Annotated in this window: 14 protein-coding genes; 9 read left to right on the forward strand and 5 right to left on the reverse strand. The window is 37.6% G+C overall.

Translation table 11 applies throughout. The features are described 5' to 3' along the window. The first annotated feature begins 57 nt into the window (after positions 1 to 57). The 4 genes from AC2SLT_RS04645 to AC2SLT_RS04660 all read left to right on the forward strand — a co-directional run bounded on the left by AC2SLT_RS04645 (position 58) and on the right by AC2SLT_RS04660 (position 6,316). Positions 58 to 357 (forward strand): integration host factor subunit beta, encoded by a 300-nt coding sequence (locus AC2SLT_RS04645; protein WP_486546466.1) that lies wholly within the window; start codon positions 58 to 60, stop codon positions 355 to 357. 70 nt (positions 358 to 427) lie between these two features. Continuing rightward, complete coding sequence (locus AC2SLT_RS04650) at positions 428 to 1,645, forward strand: CNNM domain-containing protein (protein ID WP_486546467.1); 1,218 nt, start codon at positions 428 to 430, stop codon at positions 1,643 to 1,645. A 527-nt stretch (positions 1,646 to 2,172) separates the two neighbouring features. Further along, a complete protein-coding gene (locus AC2SLT_RS04655; RefSeq protein ID WP_486546468.1) occupies positions 2,173 to 2,664 on the forward strand; it encodes a hypothetical protein in 492 nt (163 codons plus the stop codon). Between the two features lie 487 nt (positions 2,665 to 3,151). After that, positions 3,152 to 6,316 carry a LysM peptidoglycan-binding domain-containing protein gene (locus AC2SLT_RS04660; protein ID WP_486546469.1) on the forward strand — a complete coding sequence of 1,055 codons (3,165 nt, stop codon included), beginning with the start codon at positions 3,152 to 3,154 and terminating at the stop codon, positions 6,314 to 6,316. A gap of 79 nt (positions 6,317 to 6,395) precedes the next feature. On the opposite strand, the gene AC2SLT_RS04665 is transcribed toward AC2SLT_RS04660, so the two are convergent. Both AC2SLT_RS04665 and AC2SLT_RS04670 read right to left on the reverse strand, forming a co-directional pair. Next, positions 6,396 to 7,622 carry an MltF family protein gene (locus AC2SLT_RS04665; RefSeq protein WP_486546470.1) on the reverse strand — a complete coding sequence of 409 codons (1,227 nt, stop codon included), beginning with the start codon at positions 7,620 to 7,622 and terminating at the stop codon, positions 6,396 to 6,398. A gap of 1,247 nt (positions 7,623 to 8,869) precedes the next feature. After that, on the reverse strand, positions 8,870 to 9,637 hold the full coding sequence (locus tag AC2SLT_RS04670) for a Nif3-like dinuclear metal center hexameric protein (RefSeq protein ID WP_486546471.1): 768 nt from the start codon (positions 9,635 to 9,637) through the stop codon (positions 8,870 to 8,872). Between the two features lie 639 nt (positions 9,638 to 10,276). On the opposite strand from AC2SLT_RS04670, the gene AC2SLT_RS04675 reads away from it, so the two are divergent. Further along, positions 10,277 to 11,617, forward strand: a complete 1,341-nt coding sequence (locus tag AC2SLT_RS04675) for a S1C family serine protease (protein WP_486546472.1) — start codon at positions 10,277 to 10,279, stop codon at positions 11,615 to 11,617. Positions 11,618 to 11,822: 205 nt separating this feature from the next. Here the strand turns inward: AC2SLT_RS04675 and yfaE are convergent, their stop codons facing one another. Further along, the gene (gene yfaE, locus AC2SLT_RS04680) at positions 11,823 to 12,080 is read right to left on the reverse strand and encodes a class I ribonucleotide reductase maintenance protein YfaE (protein WP_486546473.1); all 258 of its coding nucleotides are present in this window, start codon (positions 12,078 to 12,080) and stop codon (positions 11,823 to 11,825) included. 276 nt (positions 12,081 to 12,356) lie between these two features. Next, a complete protein-coding gene (gene nrdB / locus AC2SLT_RS04685) occupies positions 12,357 to 13,490 on the reverse strand; it encodes a class Ia ribonucleoside-diphosphate reductase subunit beta (protein ID WP_486546474.1) in 1,134 nt (377 codons plus the stop codon). Positions 13,491 to 14,369: 879 nt separating this feature from the next. On the opposite strand from nrdB, the gene AC2SLT_RS04690 reads away from it, so the two are divergent. The 4 genes from AC2SLT_RS04690 (at position 14,370) to AC2SLT_RS04705 (ending at position 19,325) form a co-directional block, all read left to right on the forward strand. After that, positions 14,370 to 15,467 carry a TRAP transporter substrate-binding protein gene (locus AC2SLT_RS04690; RefSeq protein ID WP_486546475.1) on the forward strand — a complete coding sequence of 366 codons (1,098 nt, stop codon included), beginning with the start codon at positions 14,370 to 14,372 and terminating at the stop codon, positions 15,465 to 15,467. Positions 15,468 to 15,607: 140 nt separating this feature from the next. Then, positions 15,608 to 16,144, forward strand: coding sequence for a TRAP transporter small permease subunit (locus tag AC2SLT_RS04695; protein ID WP_486546476.1), 537 nt, complete (start codon positions 15,608 to 15,610; stop codon positions 16,142 to 16,144). Continuing rightward, positions 16,141 to 17,487: a TRAP transporter large permease gene (locus tag AC2SLT_RS04700; RefSeq protein WP_486546477.1), complete on the forward strand. Its 1,347-nt coding sequence runs from the start codon at positions 16,141 to 16,143 to the stop codon at positions 17,485 to 17,487. Before AC2SLT_RS04695 ends, AC2SLT_RS04700 begins: the two co-directional genes overlap by 4 nt. 1,028 nt (positions 17,488 to 18,515) lie before the next feature. Continuing rightward, a complete protein-coding gene (locus AC2SLT_RS04705; RefSeq protein ID WP_486546478.1) occupies positions 18,516 to 19,325 on the forward strand; it encodes a DUF5020 family protein in 810 nt (269 codons plus the stop codon). 534 nt (positions 19,326 to 19,859) lie between these two features. Here AC2SLT_RS04705 and AC2SLT_RS04710 read toward each other — a convergent pair. Next, on the reverse strand, positions 19,860 to 20,594 hold the full coding sequence (locus AC2SLT_RS04710) for a tetratricopeptide repeat protein (protein ID WP_486546479.1): 735 nt from the start codon (positions 20,592 to 20,594) through the stop codon (positions 19,860 to 19,862). Between the last annotated feature and the right edge of the window lie 592 nt (positions 20,595 to 21,186).

Below are 21,186 nucleotides of genomic sequence, written 5' to 3' on the forward strand. Positions count from 1 at the left end.
TCTAACGGACTAGAAATTTAAAACGATTTAACCATTATTAATTAAGGTCAATAGGATATGACAAAAACTATCAATAAATCAGATTTGATTCAAGATATTGCAGCCAGATGTGAATACATTTCTGAAACAGAAGTAGATGGCGCAGTGCGTGAAATTCTTGAACTACTCACTGATGAATTAACCAACGATAATCGAATTGAAGTACGTGGTTTTGGAACGTTTTGTTTACATCATCGTGAAGCACGACAAGGTCGAAACCCGAAAACGGGCGAGATGGTACAGGTACCAGCCAAAGCAATTCCCCATTTTAAGCCGGGTAAAGCATTAAGAGAAGGCGTTAATGATAAATGGATGTAAACTGAAGGAAATTAATGGTATCCTGTTATACATAATTTCTTTTCTGTTTTAATTACATTAGGTGTTTGACTTGAAAGCTCGATTTAGAACATCTCTATTTCCATCTCAAAAATTCATTACCCTATTAATCTTATTAGTCTCCATGCCATTGGTTGCCTATGCAGCGGGTGGTGTAGATCCAGATGCAGTGGTACAAACGTCTTCTTACAGCTTCCACGTTATGTTGCTGTTGGCTTTTGTGCTACTGTCTGTCATGGTTTCTTTTGTCTGCTCAGTTTCAGAAGCTGCACTATTAACCATGACACCTTCCTATGTAGCCTCTATTGCAGAAGAAAATCCCACAAAATCCCTGATGCTAAAGAAGGTTAAAATTGACAATATCGATCAGTCAATTGCGGCAATCTTAACCCTGAATACTGTGGCTCACACTGTCGGTTCGCTGGGTGCAGGAGCACAAGCAACTATTGTATTTGGTAGTGAATGGTTTGGGGTATTCTCAGCACTTATGACTTTATTTATTCTCATTGGTTCTGAAATTATCCCTAAAACTCTAGGTACGGTTTACTGGAGGCAGTTATCTGGCCCTGTCGCCTATTTCGTTAAAGCCATTATCTTTGTGCTTTATCCTCTTATATGGGTATCTGAAAAGATCACTAAGCTATTAACTGGTGGTAAAAAAGCGCATACTTTTAGTCGCAATGAATTTGCTGCTTTAGCCAGTGTCGGTGAACAATCTGGTCAAATTGACCCTTTGGAATCTAGAATCATCCGAAATCTTTTGGCATTTGGTGCTATTAAAGTTGAAGATATAATGACGCCGCGCTCTGTGATGCATGCGTTTGATCAGTCTATAACCGTAGCTGAACTGTTGGCGAACCGGCCGAAGCTTATGTTCTCAAGATTACCTATTTACGATGGTGATTTAGATAAGGTCACAGGATTTGTGTTAAAGTCAGATATACTTCTAGCCAAAGCCAATAATCACATGGACAAACCTTTGGAGAGTTACAAGCGTGAAATTACTTTTGTATTCTCAAAAATGAAATTATTTGATTTATTGGACCTTATGTTAAATACACGTATTCATATTGCCGTCATTGTCGGTGAGTATGGAGAGGTTAAAGGACTTGTTACATTAGAAGATGTCATGGAGACGTTATTAGGGTTAGAGATTGTTGATGAAGTAGATAGGGTAGAGGACATGCAGGTTTTAGCCAGACAAATGATGCAGCGTCGAGCCACTCGTTTAGGCATGTTAGTTGAGGATGATGATACATTCATCAATTAAACTATTAATTGATCAATAGTAATACTCTTTGGAGCCTATAGCCTCATTTTATTTTTAATAAATGAGTGAAACCTCATGAGCTTGGGTTGAAAGTTATTGATCTTCTAGAGCATAACCATAAATATTTTGGGTGAATCAACCTTATTTTACTTACTAAATGAGCTCGTTGTACGTTTTAACGGTATACATGACTTATAGTCAAAGAACTTTAAAGTAGTCACAAGGTAACCGATTGCAAGTACTACTGGACTAGGCTTAGCGAGGTTAACACCGTGACTCTTTATAAGTTCGCCGACTATAGATTAAGAGCGAACTTACTTTTTTGTTGTAAGAAGAGTTTTATTAAAAATTTAGTACATAACTTTTTTGTGACTAATAATTACAAGAGGTTAAGATTTACCTAGGATAGTCATCATCTAATTATAGTAAGATAAAGTGTATACATTAACTAAGTTTATAAATTCTTAGATGATACTAACTTACAGTCTACTTGAGTACTCAACCATAAACTCAATAAGGAAGCAATAATGACTAGGTCTATCTTAAATTCTACAAAGTACTTAACCGCTATCGTTGCCCCAGTAGCGTTGGTTGCTGCTGTATCTATGATGGCATCAACGGCACAAGCAGCTGACATCACTGAAGCAGATGTACAAAGTTACGCGACTAAAATGAAAGCCGCTGCCAACAGTAAAAACTTGAATCAAATTTCAAATTTAGTAGCAGATGAAGCAATAATTTCATTATCCCGTCGTGGTAAGACAACCAGTTTGGATAAGTCTGCCTATTTAAATTTGCTGCAGGACAGTTGGACGAATACTAATGGCTATAACTATGACATAAGTATTTCAAATGTAGTGACCAGCGGTACACAGGCTAAAGCAGATGTTAAAACGGTTGAAACATGGGAAAAAGACGGTGTTAGAAGAACATTTACCACAACCTCAAGAGCGACATTAAGATCTAGTAATAATAATGCTGTATTATTAAGAGCGGTCTCTCAAATAACCATTGAATAACGTATTAAGCGGTTAGGTTATCTACTTGAAGAATTGTAAAATGAATATGATATTTGAGTAATTGAATAGCTAAACTTAATAAGATGATTCATTATTTACTTTTTTTTGCTGAACATAATATTTAAATGTTCTCATTTAATTGATTTATATGGTATTAAATGTATTTAACCGTTTTATAGATCTAATTTATAGTTCTAAGTAGTTAAATCTAAGTTTATTAATCTAAAGATTTTAATACTTTTATTAAATTCTGTACTATTTATTAAAAGTCATATCGTTTAAAATTGATAAATTAGTTGAAATTCCCAATCTAATTTATTCTTCTTTATTCGAAATTTATCATAAGATTTTGAATGATTAACTGCCTTATTGACTATTTTTTTGACCGAAATATAGTTTTCTCTACTCGTTAAATCGTAAATGACTGAGATGCAGACGCACCTTAAATCTTTACGATTTCTATTTATTGTACTGGGTCATTATTACTATGAATTTTAGAAAATCTACTCTTTCATTTTGTAAGCTCCCTTTAGTTATTGCTATGGGCACTGTTATCTTAAGCGGGTGTAATAATACAGCACCAGTAAGAGGAGGGGTTAGTTCTCAGACTAGTCGAATCCCAGTTGCCCAGAATGATGCGGTATCGAATGTCCCAGCGACTGAGGGAAGTTATAGTACGTCGTTGTTAGACGATGATAGTTTGTCTGAGCTTGAGAATCTGCTTGAAGCGACAGATATGAAAATGGTGGAGGATGATAAACTTGCTATTCAACAGTACGGTAATCTATGGGATAGAATGCGTGCTGGTTTTCGCATGGACCAAAGCGCTTATGGGTTTAGTCAGCAACAACGTATTGATGCGCAAAAAAATTGGTTTATAACCCGACAAGAATATATCAATCGATTAACGGCACGTGCCAGTCGCTATTTATATCATACGGTAAGAGAAGCAGAACGTCGTAACATACCAACTGAATTGGCACTTTTACCGGTTATCGAAAGCTCTTATGACCCTACTGGTACCAGCAATGCAGCGGCTGCGGGTCTTTGGCAATTTATTCCTAGTACCGGCCGTATCTATGGTCTAACCCAAACGGCAACTTATGATGGTCGACGGGATGTCATTGAGTCAACACGAGCAGCTTATGATTTCTTAACCTCACTCTATAATCAATTTGGTAGCTGGGAGCTGGCTTTGGCTTCTTATAACGCAGGACCAGGTAGAGTGCAACGCGCCATTGATGCTAACCGAGAAAGAGGTCTACCTACGGATTTCTGGTCATTGTCGTTACCTACTGAAACCATGCATTATGTACCCAGATTCCTAGCAGTCGCTCAGATTATCAAAAATACCGACCAATATAGTATTTATTTACCCGCCATAGCAAATCGTCAACATTTTAGAAGTGTCCCAGTAAATTATGGAGTCAGTTTATATGATGTCTCTCAACTTACAGGGGTAAGCTACGATGAGCTAAAAGCTCTTAACCCTTCATTGACGACAGGTAATATAGATCCTGCTGGTCCTAATCGAGTGATTATTCCTAACCAAGTTAATGTGTTAGTAGATGCTAAGATTAGTAGTTTAAGTGGTACTGGGGGTAATGGCTCTCCTTATACCATCCCTGAATCTCAATATGAAATAATGGCTAAGTCACCCGAAGGGCTTGCGGAATTTGCGGCTAAGGCACACGCACCTCTACAAAATAGTACTTATATCGAGCCTATTGCATCAACAAATTCAACCGTTGTTAAAGAACCCCCAATCAGCCAATCAGAAAAGAAAAAAATAGAATCTGAACTAGCGTCCTCTAACACCTTACCGACGACCTCTGCTCAATTGACAAAAAATGATACGATTGTGCAAGAGCCGCCTTTGTCACCCCAGGAAAAAGAGTTTATTTCCCAGCAAATTCGGCAACAATCTCCTGAAGTAGGTGAAGTAGTCAGCTCGGTTGATGGAAATATTAAACTTGAGGCCATTCAAACCCAACAGTCCATCCTTGAAGCGCGCGGCGAAGAGAAAAAAATTAGTTTTGACAAGCCAGTAATCGAACAATCCTCAACTCCACCAAAGCCCACTGGAAAGCGCACTATCTATACGGTTCAGCGGGGTGATACCCTAATAAATATCGCGTCTAGAGCTGGGTTGAATTGGCGTGATATTGCAGATTGGAACCAGATAAACCCCAATGCTACTTTGTTAGCTGGATCAAAGCTGTACTTGTACAATGCAAGACCTATTTTACCGCTTGATTCAGCAACGGCAGAAACAGATTCTAGCCAGAGCGCAGCCAAGCCAAATACTTATATTGTCAGACCCGGGGATACATTGATAGGGACTGCCAATCGCGTGGGACTCAGTGTGTCTCGTTTGGCCAGTTATAATGGCTTATCAACAAATGCTCAATTGCGTGTTGGACAGAAGCTATGGTTGATACCAGGCATGGTTGAGTCTAATACTGGTAGTTCGAGCAGTGCTAAACCAAGTAGTGCTTCAGCCTATACAGGTAAAACTGAAAGTTATACGGTTAAACGTGGAGAAGGGCTGATAATGCTGGCTTCACGATACAATATATCCGTTGATACCCTCGCTGCTATGAATGACTTAGAGACTGATGAACAGCTATTAGTCGGTCAACGTCTAACCGTACCCGCTATAGCGTCAAAAAGCTCTGTATCCTCTAATACGACTTCAAACAGCGCTTCATCCTCCGCTAGTACCTATCGTGGTGAAACCAGTAGTTATACCGTTAAGTCTGGTGAGACTTTAATCGGTATTGCTAATAAATTAGGTGTATCTCATACACTTATTGCTGACATAAACAATATACCTGCCAATACTCAATTACTGCGCGGTCAAAAACTAAAATTACCCGTTAGTAAAGAGCAGATTAGTTTAGGACTCAATAATGAGGCTATTAAATACAAAGTTCAATCTGGCGATTCGTTAACGAGTCTATCTAATAAGTATAATATTTCTGTTAGTGATCTTGCCAAAGCCAATAACTTAAGTGTGACCTCAAACTTGTTAATTGGACAAGTGATTACTATTCCTAGTGGAAGTAGCAGTAGCTCCAGTACTACTACTAATACCTCTAAATCAGCTTCGTCTTCTACTAATTCCAATGTATCTTATACAGGCACATACAAAGTTAAAGCAGGAGATGGGCTAATTAGCTTAGCCCGTGACTTTGGAGTATCTACCCAAGATCTTGCCTCTGCGAATAATATTAGTCCTACAGCGGGATTATTTGTGGGTCAAACATTGAAGGTACCTAATAAGGGCTCAGCTTCAAGCTCTAATAGCTCAACCAGTGCTAAGCCAGCCAATAGCACTACCGGCGTAACAACGGGTAGTAGCTATACCGTTCAATCGGGGGATTCTTTGATTCGCTTAGCCAGTAAGAATGGATTAAGTGTCAGTCAGTTGGCAAGCGCAAATGGTTTAAGTACCAATGCTCAGCTAAAAATAGGTCAAAAGATTACCATACCGGCTACCACGACCACCTACAAGGTGAAGTCAGGGGATAGTTTGATTGGTCTGGCTAGTAAATATGGTATGACACCTGAGAAGTTTGCAGAGCTTAATAACATTAGCAGTAACGCCATGCTACAGATTGGTCAGACTTTGATAGTGCCTGTACAGTAAAATATACAAATATAAAAAGAGCTCAATTTGAGCTCTTTTTTTATGGCATATATATTTGAATATTTAAACATACAATATGCTAAGTGGTACGTGTCTTTAGGGTCTCTAGATAACTGCGAATGTTAGTAACGTAGTGCATACACTGCACATAGCGAGAATTTCTTGATGCATTGTCAGACATGTAAGTGTATACATTGGACCAGCTATTAGGGTTTTGACCAGATTTTGCTAATTTACTTTGAATCTTTTTAACGGCATTGGGACCCATATTATAAGAAGCTAATGCAAACCACAATCGGTCAGGCTCTGGTACATCACTAAAGGTTTCTTTCATTTGTTCAAGGTAACGTGCGCCACCGCCAATACTTTCGTAGGGGTCTACTCTGTCAGATACGCCCATTGCTTTAGCGGTACTACTTGTCAACATCATAATGCCTTTAACACCTGTTGGAGAAACGGCATCGGCATTAAGATGAGACTCTTGATATCCCATTGCTACTAATAATTCCCAATCATGATCATAAGTATTGGCTTGTTTTTGAAAAGAAGACTTATAATGAGGCAAGTTTGAGTTAAGCGCTTTCTCAAAATGATCACGGTTATAACTATCTTGCAACAGAGTCTGATCATAAAAGTTTGCAATTTTGGCTGTATTTAAAAGTTGGTCGTCATCACACAAAAAGTGACTGGCTTTAACCGCTAATGGATCGATACTACTCCGAAAGCTCCAACTGGTCTTAGGATGTAGTCCATTTTGGGCTAAGGTGTTGTCGAAACCACAGCTAATATTAATGGTAGATACAGCCATCTCTTCAGCCAACTGCGTACTAGCAGTAGTCAACGCCATGTCTGCCTTACCTTGATGGACTGCTTTGAGTGCCTGTTCGTCCGATTTATAACTTTTCACGACTAAGTTGACGCCTAACTGATGGGCATATGATCGAGCGACATCATAACCAAATCCATGTTGGAAACCGTCGGTAGAAAAGAAGGTGCTATCACCAACCACTGACGCTAACGTTAGAGTTTTTGAGGACAAAACCGTATCATAAGCCATCGATTCTGTATTCAATACAGACGTCGTAATACTTTCAGCAGGGAGTGAGAGTAGCGCTATGCTAGATACTTTGGCTAGCATTTTAGTTTTAGCAAATTTCTTATTCGCCGGTATTTGTTTAGACGCTAGATTAATAGAGCGATTTGGGAATAAAAAACGGTGTACGTTTTTAAAATTTTGAGTAGATTTTAGGGGTAATTTAGTTTTAAATGCCTTGCTGCTTTTTAACCAATAGGTTATGCGTTGCATGGATGTCTCCTTTGTCTAATCATCCATACTGTGTGGAGGTCAATACACCATTGTATTAAGCTCTCTTTAAAGCCACAGTAATGAGCAACACATTCGTTATAATCTCATTAATGATACGTAGTAGAAATAATACAACTCGTATCAGTAAGACGCTCATAAAGGCATTAATTGCCTGGTTTAGACCCGCTTTACGGATTATTAAAATACCGTTAGCTGAGATCAAAAACCTTAAAATGAGTCAATATAACGTTTTAACCGTATAAGTGAGTAATACATTATTTAAAAAATAGAGTGATTCTCTAATGAATCATGCTCTAATAAACAATAATGCTTAAAACTTATAACATTAAAAGTGCTGCTAGCAAGACGAACTAAAAACAAAAAGACGCTAGACGTAACTTAATCGCAGACCTAGTGGATATAGCTACTAAGTAATATCGATTTAGTTAGAAATAGGACGAATATCGAGGTTTAGAAATGAAACTCATAAACTCGGTAATCATCTTATTCATAACTGACCTATTCAAACTAACGCTATAAACTTAAAAAATAATACAAACATTACATTTAAGCATGGTCAATCATGTCTAACATTTTGTCTTTGATATTGAATGCAATAGTTTATTAACGGTTTATTAGAATATTCGAATTATAAATTAAATAGGCATATTTCAAAGGTAGAAATAATTCTTAAATATTAAAATCGAAACACTAAAATAAAAATAAATAAACGAATGCTATCAAAACCTTGACAGGCTATACTTTTTACCACATACCTATAATGAATGAAAATAATAAATAAAAACTATATTATCAATTGCATTCAATAACTTGTATTCAACACTTAAATAATAATCTATTCAAGAGAGGGCAGTAAAAGCTAGACCATTGTCAAAATTCGCACTTGCGACGATTTGTAAAATTGGCAGTTCACCGCAAAACAAAATAAACCTGATAGTACTTAGGCATACATTTTGCTATCCAATTAAGTAGTATATGGTGCTTAAATACTAAAAATTCAAGGGTTAGTTAACAACTACTAAACTGAACCAAACACTCCATCAATAACTATTCTAATAAAGAACCATACCTATTAAAGTGTCTTTAAATTTTTTTAATCAATAACTACTTAATAGCCTATATTATACTTTAAATTGGGTTAAAAATGGTAATTGTTGCTTTCAATCTTAATCTTTTAACATTTCAAAGCTTATTACATTGATCAGTTAAAGCTAGCAAGTTAGGTATTATGCGGGGTTAGGATCGTCAATAAATGTGACGTTTAAGTCATGATGTTGTTCAATGAGTTCACCTAATCTTTTAATACCACCAATTTCAGTCGCATGATGTCCACATGCTAAATAATCGATACCTAATTCCCGAGCTGCGTGAGTGGTACGTTCAGATATTTCTCCAGAAATATATAGCTGACAACCCATTAACGCTGCTTGTTCTATCATATCTTGAGCACCTCCAGTACAGATGCCAATTTTGGTTATAGATTCATTTCCAGCAGAAATATGGGTAGGCGTTCGCTGCAAGCGATGGGTGACTTTATTGATTAGATCAGCAATGGAAACAGGTTGGCAGCGTGCTATATTACCGACAGGGTTCTTCTCATTGGGATATAGTGCTCCTATTATTTCAAGATCAAGCTGTTTTGCTAGCATCGCATTATTTCCTATAAGCGGATGCGCATCTAATGGCAGATGATAGGCAAGTAGTGAAATATTATTCTGTAGCAAGCTTCTGATTCGTTTGCCTTTCATACCCACCAAAGGCTGAGATTCACCTTTCCAAAAATATCCATGATGCACCAATATGGCATCTGCACCTTCGTCAATAGCAGCGTCGATTAGGTTTTGAGTGGCAGTAACCCCAGTTATGATTTTTTGAATGGGGGTATCTGCATCAACTTGCAGTCCATTTGGACAGTAGTCTTTAAATTCTGCGACATTAAGATACTCATCGCTCCACTTCGAAAGTTCTAACGGTGTCATTACTACATTGCTCATATTTTCAATCCAAAGTGTCATTTTTTAAGAATGTCTTTTATTAAAAGTGTTTATTTTAAAGGGTCAATTTTAAAAAGTTTTAAGCGTTTTAAGGTTTAGATACTAATTTTAGGTTAATTCAGAGAAACGCTTTTCCTATAAAAATAGAGTTATTGTACAGGTATAGATAAGTGATATAAAAAGTTTAAGTCAGGTGTTTAAGTCGGGTAATAACTGGCTATAGTGTTATATTTATATCAGTAAATAGTAAATAAAGAGTGCTAAAAACCGATTATTGCTAAAAATAGACAGTTAAAAATGTTGTGTAACATTAACTTAACAATTAATCGTTGCTATTAAGGTTGCAGAAGTATCAGATAAACCCTAACAAATGCTAAAATAGTGCAAGTTATAGTATTAGCCGGTTTAAGAGAGTTTTTATTGAATGAGTTCAATTTAATTGAAAGTTAGAGGTCATCTTAAAACTTACTCCGCTTTAAAACTATCTAAGCTAAAAACGTATCAAATTAAATGAAATCAAACCAATCTTTTAAAAAGCTAGCATACACAATAATAAGACTCGGTGCTAAAGCATTAGGTACCTATTGTAAATAAAATGTGTTTAGTAGCCTTACAACATTTTGACCATCGAGGAGCTAAATGTCTACATCTTCAAATTCGAATATCCTATGGAAGGTTTTACCTTGGCTGTTATTGGTTGCCGTACTCGCGGCTTTTATATGGGTCTATATCGATCAAAAAACCAGTCAACAATCGATGTGGGAGCCCCCGCGTAGTGAAACGACCTCCATTCCTTTAAATGCTAATCGAATTTCAGATCGACCTGAGCCAATCACTTCCTATCATGATGCAGTGGCGAGAGCGTCTCGCTCAGTGGTAAATATTTATACCACTCAGAAAGTGACTCAAAACCCTTATATGAGTGATCCGGTATTACGTCGTTTTTATGAGTTTCATGGACAGATGCCAGAGGCTGGTTCAGAGACTAATTTAGGCTCAGGGGTAATCGTATCAAAAGATGGTTATATCGTCACTAATGCGCACGTTATTGCAAAGGCTGATGAGATTGTCGTGGCGTTAAACGATGGCCGTAAAGCAGTTGCTAAGGTTGTGGGTACTGATCCAGATAGCGACTTAGCGGTTGTGAAAGTGGATATGACAGGCTTAGAGCCTTTAGCATTTAGAGAAAATCCGATTGAAGTTGGGGATGTTGCTTTGGCTATTGGGAACCCGTTTGGGGTGGGTCAAACGGTTACTCAGGGTATCATTTCAGCGACAGGTCGTACCGGTCTAGGGGTTAATACTTTTGAAGACTTTATCCAAACAGATGCGGCTATTAACCCTGGTAACTCTGGCGGTGCACTAGTGGACGCCAGGGGTGAGTTGGTCGGTATTAATACCGTCATATTCTCACGATCAGGGGGTTCAATGGGTATAGGCTTTGCTATTCCTACTGCCTTGGTTGAGCAAGTTATGAATGCCATTATCAAAGATGGTAAAGTGAGCCGCGGCTGGCTAGGCATAGAAGTATTATCACAACTTCGAGATCCTACTGATTTAAATAGTTCTACTGGTGTTCAAGTGCGAAGCATTATTCCAGATAGTCCTGCTGCAAAAAGTGGACTCAAAGTGGGTGATGTCATTTTGTCGATTGATGGCGTTGAGATGACAGATGCCAACCGTTTGATCCAATACGTGGCACGTAAGTTACCGAATACCGTGTTGTCTGTACAAGTGCTTAGAGATTCTAAGAATATGAATATCAATATTACCTTAGCTGAACGTCCCACTCAAAATACGATGTTAATGCCTGATGTTCCTGAAGATTCTGGCGTTCCTGAGGAGTTGATGCAGTCACCTCAACCACCAGAAGGCACGGGTAATCCAATCAGTGATGAACAGCGCGAGCGCTTACGTGAAGAGCTTATTCAACTGTTTGAAAATGGGGAACGACCTGATGTTGGGTCCACTTATCAATAATGTCTCATACGTTAAGCTATGATTTAATGACAGTTATTTGATAAATCGATTGAGACGAAAAGACCGCTATTTCATTTAAATAGCGGTCTTTTTATTCTATAGTCAGCGACCTACTAAACGGTTACAGTGTTAATCTCGTTAAACCTACTCCCGTATTACTTGCTACTTTCACTCAGTTGTAACCATTTTAGACTTCTTTGACTATCTATGTGACATCTTTTAAATGAATCATACCTTGAACCTGACAACAACACGGCAATATCTCATTTTTTTCGATCATTGCTAAAGGTGGCGTTGCATAAGTCACTGGAAGAGAAGACGCCGTTAACTTAACACGACAGCTGCCACAATATCCTTCACGACATTGAAAATTGACATCATGCCCCGTTCGTAACAAGCCATCTAATAACGTTTCATTATCGTGTAAATAAAAACGTGTTTTCGAGGTAAAAACCCAAGTCATACACTAACCAATAACCTCAGATAATAGCCTAAGCAAATACTTAATTAAATATCTCGCTATCAACAATTGAATACATATAATTTAAATCGATCAGGTCTAAACTAATCTAAACTTATGAATACAATATGACAGAACTGACTTAACGCTTGTTTATCATAATTGAATCATAATTGAATCATAATTGAATCATAATTGAATCATAGTTGAATCATAGTTGAATCAGTAGTGATCATGATCTGATGGGTACTGGATCGATATTTCGTGTTTATACAATGGCTACAGCTCGAAGTCATCAAAGTCAGTATCCGATAAGTCAGAATCGATTTGACCGACCAAATAAGAGCTGATCTCCGTTTCTTGCGGGGCAACCTGTACGTTGTCTGAGGATAACCAAGTATTAATCCACGGGATAGGATTGCTCTTAGATTCAGAAAATAGGGGAGGTAGGCCTACCGCCTCCATACGTAAGTTGGTAATATATTCAACGTATTGGCACAAAATATCTTTATTAAGACCAATCATTGATCCATCTTTAAATAAATAGCCCGCCCATTCTTTTTCTTGCTCAGCCGCTGTTCGGAAAATCTCGATACTTTCTTCATAACATTCTTTTGCGATGTCCGCCATCTCAGGATCGTCTTTACCGGCTGCCATAATATTAAGCATATGCTGCGTACTGGTTAGATGAAGTGCCTCATCACGGGCAATCAGCTTAATAATCTTAGCATTCCCCTCCATCAGCTTGCGCTCAGCGAAGGCGAACGAGCAAGCAAATGACACATAAAAACGGATGGCCTCTAATACGTTGACTGCCATTAAACATAGATATAGCATTTTTTTAAGTTTGCGTAAATCAACATACTTCTCTTCACCATTGACTGTATGGGTTCCTGGACCAAACAAACTATACAGCTGCGAATAATGGTAGAGCTCATCATAATATTCTGCAATGCCTTCAGCACGATGCAAGATGTGCTCATTTTCCATAATGTCGTCGAATACCACCGCCGGATCATTGACGATGTTACGGATAATATGAGTATAACTGCGTGAGTGAATAGTCTCAGAGAATGACCACGTTTCAATCCAAGTCTCAAGCTCAGGGATAGACACCAACGGCAACAGCACCACGTTTGGACTACGACCTTGGATTGAGTCAAGCAATGTCTGGTATTTTAGATTACTAATAAAGATATGCTGCTCATGAGTGGATAGATTACCATAGTCAATACGGTCTTTTGACACATCAACTTCTTCTGGACGCCAGAAAAAAGACAATTGCTTTTCGATAAGCTGCTCAAAAATAGGATGTTTTTGTTGGTCATAACGCGCCACGTTAACAGGCTGACCAAAAAACATAGGCTCTTTTAAAGCATCGTTTTTGGTTTGGCAAAAGATTGAATATGTCATGTTTTTACCTTTGAATATAAAAGTGTTCTGATAGATTAATAATGTAGAGATATGCAGTATAGAGCGGTTTAAAGTCTAATTATAGTCCTCGATAGTGACTATATAGAACCTGCATATTTTTCAATGTATTCGACAACCGATAAGAATTTCCCATAAATTATTTTCAACACCAATGCCTGTCCTAAAATGAAAGGCATTATTTAATTTATAGGCGGAAGGATTAGATTTATAGGTCAGGTTTAAGATTACGTTTTAAGGCTCGATATTAACATTCATTTTTCGCTGTATTCGAGTAGCAGTTTATTGTCTTTACTCATTCGCATTTAGGAGTATCAATGAATAATAGCAGGAATGAGGTTGTCGCATTACTTATTAAATAAAGAATAAAATATGTCATGTTTATTATATCGGAGAGACACGAGACGGTTGTGATAATTGATCATTTTTTTCTCATCAACGATAAGTCAATAAAGAGGCGGTTTTGGACAAACTAAATTATAACCATAAGGTCGTAAGATGTCTAAATTATAATACTTGAATGAAGGATTAATTACTTTAATAGCTCAGTCATTCTTGATGCTTGGTAGGATATCCAATTGTTATAACATCGAAATTTTTAAAATAAAGTAAAGGATTTCAAAAGGCTGTTATTTAAAACAAAATTTGTGAAAGCAATTAGTAATCAGCGTTTAGGGATAAATTATTTCTACTCCTAAATTAAGTAATGCTTAAAAATAATTTTTATAAATTTAAGTTTGGTGTTTCATAAAAAATGTGTATACTTGAGTGAAAAGTAAGTCTTTGTTGTCTTGTTATTTAAATTGTAACAAAACTGTTAAAAAAGATTTCAGGGAGTTTTATCTAAAAAGGAGCAGTAACTTGTTAAAAAAAATAACATTCATTCTAGCAGCCTCAATACTAGTCGCCGCATGCGGCTCTAACTCAGAAAGTTCAGAAGCTAATGATGCTGGTTCTGTAAATTCAGACAAAGTACATAAGCTTAAATTAGCGGCAACATGGGGTCCTACGCTGACGCCATTTATTGATGCAAACCAAAACATGGCCAAAATGGCTGAAGAGATGTCAAACGGCCGCCTTCAAATTCAAGTCGATCCTTCAAATAAACATAAATCCGCCCTCGGCATACTAGATTTAGTAAAATCTGGTCAATACGACATGGGTCACACGGCGTCTTATTATTACAAAGGTAAGGATATCGCTACGATACCTTTCACAGCGATGCCATTTGGTCTAACCGCAACTGAACAGCAAGGTTGGATGTACTACGGTGGTGGTCTGGAGCTCATGCAAAAAGTATATAAACCGCATAATATTATTTCTTTCCCAGGGGGTAACACAGGCATGCAAATGGGAGGTTGGTTTAAAAAAGAAATCAACACTGTAGATGACTTTAAAGGTCTAAAAATGCGTATTCCTGGTTTTGCAGGCGAAGTCATTGCTGAAACGGGTGCAGTGCCAACCACCATACCCGGTGGCGAGTTATACACGGCTTTAGACCGCGGTACTATTGATGCTTTAGAGTGGGTAGGCCCTTCAATGGATATCACCATGGGCTTTCATAAAATTGCGCCATATTACTACACAGGCTGGCATGAACCCGGTGCAGAGCTTCATTATTTTGTAAACGATAAAGCCTATGACAAGTTGCCAGCAGACCTGCAACAAATTTTAAAAACGGCTATGCGTGTATCTGCAGATGATATGTCAGTAAGAACTCAGTATATGAGTGCTGAATTTTTGGATAAGATGAAATCTGAAGCACCTAATGTGCAAATAAAAACCATGCCCCCTGCAGTACTTGATGAACTCAAAAAAATTAACACTCGACTCGTCGGCGAAATGGTGAAAGACAACCCGCTTATGAAAGAGATTATCGACTCTCAAAACGCGTATCAGAAAAAAGCACGAGCATGGAGCAAGATGTCTGATTATCAATATATTCAAGACAATCAATAGTCTATGAGTTTGTTTATGTTCAACATCTAAAAACTATAAAAAGGACAATAACACCAAAATGCACATTTGCATTTTTGGTGTTTTTTACAAAAGATTTGTTAAAAAGGATAAAGGAACTATTTAAAAAGGATAAAAGAACTATGCTCAAGCAAATCGAAAAAGGATTCGATGCCTTTGGTATCGCAATAGGGAATTTGACATCAATTATTCTAGTAGTGATGATTGCAAACGTATTTTATGATGTAGTGATGCGATATTTCTTCAACGTAGGTAGCATCGGGCTTCAAGAACTAGAATGGCACCTCTTTTCAATCGTATTCTTATTAGGGATGTCTTACACGCTACAACAAGATGCTCATGTGAGAGTCGACCTAATTTACGACAACTTAAACATACCCAAAAGAGCCTATATTAATATTTTAGGTACGCTACTTTTTATAATACCCGTTGCCATAATTATTGGTTATGGATCTATAGATTACGTCATTGAATCCTATCAATCAGCTGAGGCGAGTGGTAATCCGGGGGGCTTAACCCATCGCTGGTTAATAAAATCACTCATTCCTTTGAGTTTTTTATGCCTTGTTATATCTGCTATAGGGTTTTTGATAAAACAAATAAACCTCTTAAAAGAGTATAAGTTAAATAAAAATACGCTCAAAGGAGAAAAGTCATGATTGGTATTATCATGTTTTTTACCGCCTTAGTCATGCTCCTTATGGGCTTTCCTGTGGCGTTTACGTTTGCGGCAGTGGCGTTAATGTTTGCCATTATTGCGGGGCTTGTCGAAACAGACTTTAATCTCGGTGACGGCTTTGCCTCAGCACTCGATATGTTTGATTTTATGCCGTTTCGTATCATGTCCATCATGACGAATACTATCTTAATGGCCGTGCCTATGTTTATCTTCATGGGCGTCATTTTGCAAAAAACAGGTCTTGCAGAGAAGCTACTAGAGTCGATGGCAAAGCTATTTGGCGAAATACGTGGTGGTCTTGCCATCTCAACCGTACTGGTTGGCTCTTTGTTAGCGGCATCAACCGGTATTGTCGGCGCGTCAGTGGTATCGATGGGGGTCATCTCCTTACCGATTATGCTAAGGCATAAATACAGCCCAGAGCTTGCCTGCGGTACCATTTGTGCCTCTGGTACACTGGGACAAATCATCCCGCCCTCTATCGTACTGATTATTTTAGCGGATGTGTTTCAAGTACCGGTTGGTGATTTATTTAAAGCGGCTGTGTGGCCTGGTTTATTATTGGTTGGTCTATATATTGTTTATATTTTGGTTTTCGCATTCTTTGTAAAAGGAGCAGCCCCTGCCATACCAGCAAGTGAATTAGGCGCGACCAATAAAAAAGCCTTAATCTTTGAAGCTTTAAAAAACATTGTGCCGCCATTAACGCTTATCGTACTGGTACTCGGTTCTATCTTCTCAGGTATGGCAACTGCGACAGAGTCCTCAGCTGTTGGCTGTGTCGGTGCCTTGGTACTAGGCGCACTGTATAGGAAATTCTCGTTTGATATCGTAAAAACCGCCGCGCAAGAAACGGTTAAAATTACCTCAATGGTATTTGCGATTTTAATTGGGGCGACGGCGTTCTCAATGGTATTTAATTATACGGGTGGAGAAGAGCTAGTTGAGCAGTTTTTGCTTAACTTACCGGGTGATGGAAAATGGAGCTTTGTCATATTCACTATGCTGGCGATCTTTATCCTAGGGTTCTTTATTGATTTTGTCGAAATAGCCTATATTATCGTGCCTATTTTATTGCCCGTATCTGAGATACTTGGTATCAGCCCATTGTGGTTTGCCATCTTAATCGCAATGAATCTACAGACCTCCTTCTTAACCCCGCCCTTTGGATTTTCACTATTTTACTTAAAGGGGGTCGCACCGCCAGAGGTTAAAACAACCCAAATTTATAAAGGGGTGCTGCCCTTTATTGGCATACAGGTATTTGTGTTGATGTTAATTGCAGTATTTCCTGCTGTGTTTGGTATGACAGCGATGCTGTAGTCTTTTAATACTTTAAGTTTTCAATAGTTTAATCAGTTAAAAGGGTCTGTTGTATGTCAACAGACCCTTTTTTTCGCTTATTTTTTTGCTTATTTTTATGGATAATTTATAGCAAATCCCGCTTTTCACTACTATCTTGGCTGGCACGGCGGCAGATGCTATTAGCCAGTGTCGTTCCTGCGCGACGATACCGCCACTGGCTAAGCACCTGCATCGCCGTGCTGTACCAAGTATATCCGTTTCAATCGGGGCTAAACCACTCCCCAAGGCGGCTATCGTCGAGTCAATCAAGCTTTGCTCGATGCGAAGTTGAACACGAGGTTTTCAAAGCGTTGCACCCATAACATGCCTGCTTAGAATAGCTTCAATAGCTCATATCTACTTCAATATATATTCCCCATATAACCCCAACCAAGTCATGCCGCATTTACTATGTTCATAGTCATCTATCAATGTATAAATAAATCTAAACTTTATAACTATTCTAATGCCTAACTTCACAAGCATATTAGCAACTTTGATTTATAGAGAATAGGTTGCCTAACCACCAGAGTTTTTAAGATAACGAAAAGTAAGTTTTGATTCACTAGATAGAATTTCTATCATTTTTATGACAAAAACCCTACCAAATGTATATTTTTTGTAGTAGTATCAATCTTGACCAAATGGTCAGTTATATTTTTTAACCGCTTTTCAGAATTCTAAACCTAATATAACTCATCAAAAAGTTTGGTTGTTAACCACCATTCTGTTAGTAAATGCCTTATATCAAATTTATCGTAAGACTATGTTCTATATAGATAAATAAGTGAAATTGTAGTTTTTTTCACACTATATTCGATATATTTTTCTCTTAGATATTTATATTTTATCGCATTAAAACACCTTGAATAGGGCATTAGCCATACTAACGGAATCTAAACCTTAAAAATAGTAAGGCATGATTATTGCAATAAAAAGAATAGGGAAATCCTATTTCAAATTTTGCTTTGTTTCATGCACAAACTAACAAATTAAAAGGATATACTGTGCATTTTGACAACCCAAACAACGTATCAAAGCAAGCGCATGCAAACGCTTGTAAACTATCGACACTTAATCTAGTCTGTTTAAAATCAGTGATGTTAGCAACCGTCACTATTGGGTCCCTAGGGTTGATGAGCACTGCTCAAGCCAAAACCTTTTTTTCTGACACCAGCATATCCGCCTTATACGGCAGTGACTATGAGCTGGTAGAGGATGGAGAATTAACCACGGTTACGCTAGAGCATGTCTCAGCACATGATTGGGGTGGAGTGTTCTTCTTTGTAGACCGTCATCAAGGCGACAAAAATGATGAAGGGGCCACTTTTAAAGAGACATACGGTGAGCTGTCTCCAAAATTTAAACTTGGGAACTACAAAAACGGCCTTATTAAACAAATAAACCTTGCGGGTACGTATGAGTTTGGCTCAAACAGTAGCGGCTTTAGCCAAGACAACTATTTAGTAGGTATCGGGGTAGACTTAAACTTGCCTATTCCTAATATGAAATATGCGTCAGCCACCTTATATCATGCATTTAATGACAATACAGATGACGACCAACAAATTACCTTGACCTATGGTTGGGAGAAAAATAACGTTGTACTAGAAGGTTATGTTGATTATGCCTTTAACAATGATGACCGTGAAGACAACATCCATATTAATCCGCAACTCAAATACAACTTACAAGACGCTTTAGGTATTGATAATCGTTTGGAAGTTGGCGTCGAATACAGCTATTGGAACAATAAATACGGTATCGATGGGGTCAATCAAAGCGTACCTAGTGCGTTAGTTAAATTTCATTTTTAACCTATAATAGCCGTAGCCGTACAAATCGAGTAAACACCAAACCAAAAAAAGAGCCCAAATGGGCTCTTTATTTATTTTAAACAGTATAGTAGCGTGGGTGATAGCGTATGACAAGCTAAACTATTATGCAAAATTAAACTTACTATTTATAAATTGATTGAACTATTTAATAACTGAAGCGCTATTCAATCCGTGGGTTGCACTGCGTTGCGCCCATGCTACGGTTCTTTTTTTATTACATTAAGAATTTTAAATCATCACAAGTTTTACTAGGTATAAATTCAATCAGTTCATAATCTGATAGTTCGTTTATCTTAAATGGGTCTTTTGCAATAATAGATTCTAGTTCAAATTTTGATTTTACATTCGATAAAATTATTTCGTCCGTTCGCGCCACATTTACAGGCTGACCAAAAACATGGGCTCAGCATATCAATATATGCATAAGAGCTGGGTTAATAAGCAAGACTATGATTGCTATTTTTAGAGTCTGTTGCTAAGCCAACAGACTCTATCTAGTTTGTAGCATTAAGGCTAATTAAATCCTGAAGCGAAGTTCTCGCAAGCTTTTTCATTACCATTCATACAAGATTTTAAAAAGAGTTCTTCTGATTTTACAAGGTCTTTTTCGATACCAGAGCCATTATAGTAAGCAATCGCTAGATTATATTGAGCATTTGCAAACCCGTAATCGGCAGCTTGTTTGTACCAATAAACTGCTTTTTCTTTATCCATAGGAACGCCTTCACCTTTGGCATACATAGTACCTAGTGTGTTTCGGGCATCTAATAGTCCACTCTCGGCGGCATGTTGCAAATATTCAGCTGCTTTTTCTAAGTTTTTATCAACACCTTCACCCAAGTAGTACATCTTTGCTAAATTAAACTGAGCATAATGTAAACCTTCTGCGTCAGCTTTTTCATACCAGTATCTGGCATAATCATAATAGCTTTGAATAGTCTGCTCATCCAATGAGTCGCTAGATTTAATAGTTTCTACGTAGATGCTACCTATTAGATTAAATACATTAGGATCAGTGTTAGGGTAAGGTTCGAACCTTTCAGCCCAGTATAAGGCGTTTTTATAATCGCCGATGGTAAAATATTGTTTCATCAATTGAACTTGCGATGGTCCATTACCTGCCTTTGCCCTTATCAAGAGGTGATTTTTTGAGTCATCAATGGCCGCCGGATTTGATTGAACGTCTGATGCGGCGTAAGACAGGGATGATACCCCAATAATGGATATTGATAGTGTTATAGTCAGCAAATGTTTTATCATAGGTGTTTTGTGTGTTTCGATAGAAGTTTTATGGATTGATTGATCATAGCATCAATAGCTATCCAAAATCCATTTATGAACCAATAGATACCATAGTAACGTTGATGCTTACTCGCACAGTGTTTTATAGTTACTTTCATGTCTAATGGCTCTAATTGCCATCTATACGATGGTAAAAAATTGAATATGTCATGATTTCACCTTTTTAATCTTTTAATTCGCTGGTTTGTTTGATTACTAACTCTTAAATATTGAAGCGCTTTATTTATTCTGCGTAGGGTGCGTCCCATTCAGCTATTTGTTAGATAAAAGGTTTATTCGGTGCGTAAGATGCACCCTATGACTACTATTCCATTATGAATTTTAACTTGTCATAAGTTCTACTAGGCATAAATTCAGTCAGTTCATAATCCGCTAGGTCGTTTATTTTAAATGGGTCTTTTTCAATAATTGATTCTAGTTCAGATTTTGACTTTATATTCGATAAAATGATTGAACTATTTAATAACTGAAGCGCTATTCAATCCGTGGGTTCCACTGCGTTGCACCCACGCTACGGTTCTTACATAAATCTGTTTTA

It is taken from the genome of Psychrobacter sp. CX18, assembly GCF_057396215.1.

Coding starts and splice junctions, on each gene's coding strand:
- AC2SLT_RS04645 (WP_486546466.1), top strand. CDS start 58: ATGACAAAAACTATCAATAAATCAGATTTGATTCAAGATATTGCAGCC.
- AC2SLT_RS04655 (WP_486546468.1), top strand. CDS start 2,173: ATGACTAGGTCTATCTTAAATTCTACAAAGTACTTAACCGCTATCGTT.
- AC2SLT_RS04660 (WP_486546469.1), top strand. CDS start 3,152: ATGAATTTTAGAAAATCTACTCTTTCATTTTGTAAGCTCCCTTTAGTT.
- AC2SLT_RS04665 (WP_486546470.1), bottom strand. CDS start 7,622: ATGCAACGCATAACCTATTGGTTAAAAAGCAGCAAGGCATTTAAAACT.
- AC2SLT_RS04670 (WP_486546471.1), bottom strand. CDS start 9,637: ATGAGCAATGTAGTAATGACACCGTTAGAACTTTCGAAGTGGAGCGAT.
- AC2SLT_RS04675 (WP_486546472.1), top strand. CDS start 10,277: ATGTCTACATCTTCAAATTCGAATATCCTATGGAAGGTTTTACCTTGG.
- yfaE (WP_486546473.1), bottom strand. CDS start 12,080: ATGACTTGGGTTTTTACCTCGAAAACACGTTTTTATTTACACGATAAT.
- nrdB (WP_486546474.1), bottom strand. CDS start 13,490: ATGACATATTCAATCTTTTGCCAAACCAAAAACGATGCTTTAAAAGAG.
- AC2SLT_RS04695 (WP_486546476.1), top strand. CDS start 15,608: ATGCTCAAGCAAATCGAAAAAGGATTCGATGCCTTTGGTATCGCAATA.
- AC2SLT_RS04700 (WP_486546477.1), top strand. CDS start 16,141: ATGATTGGTATTATCATGTTTTTTACCGCCTTAGTCATGCTCCTTATG.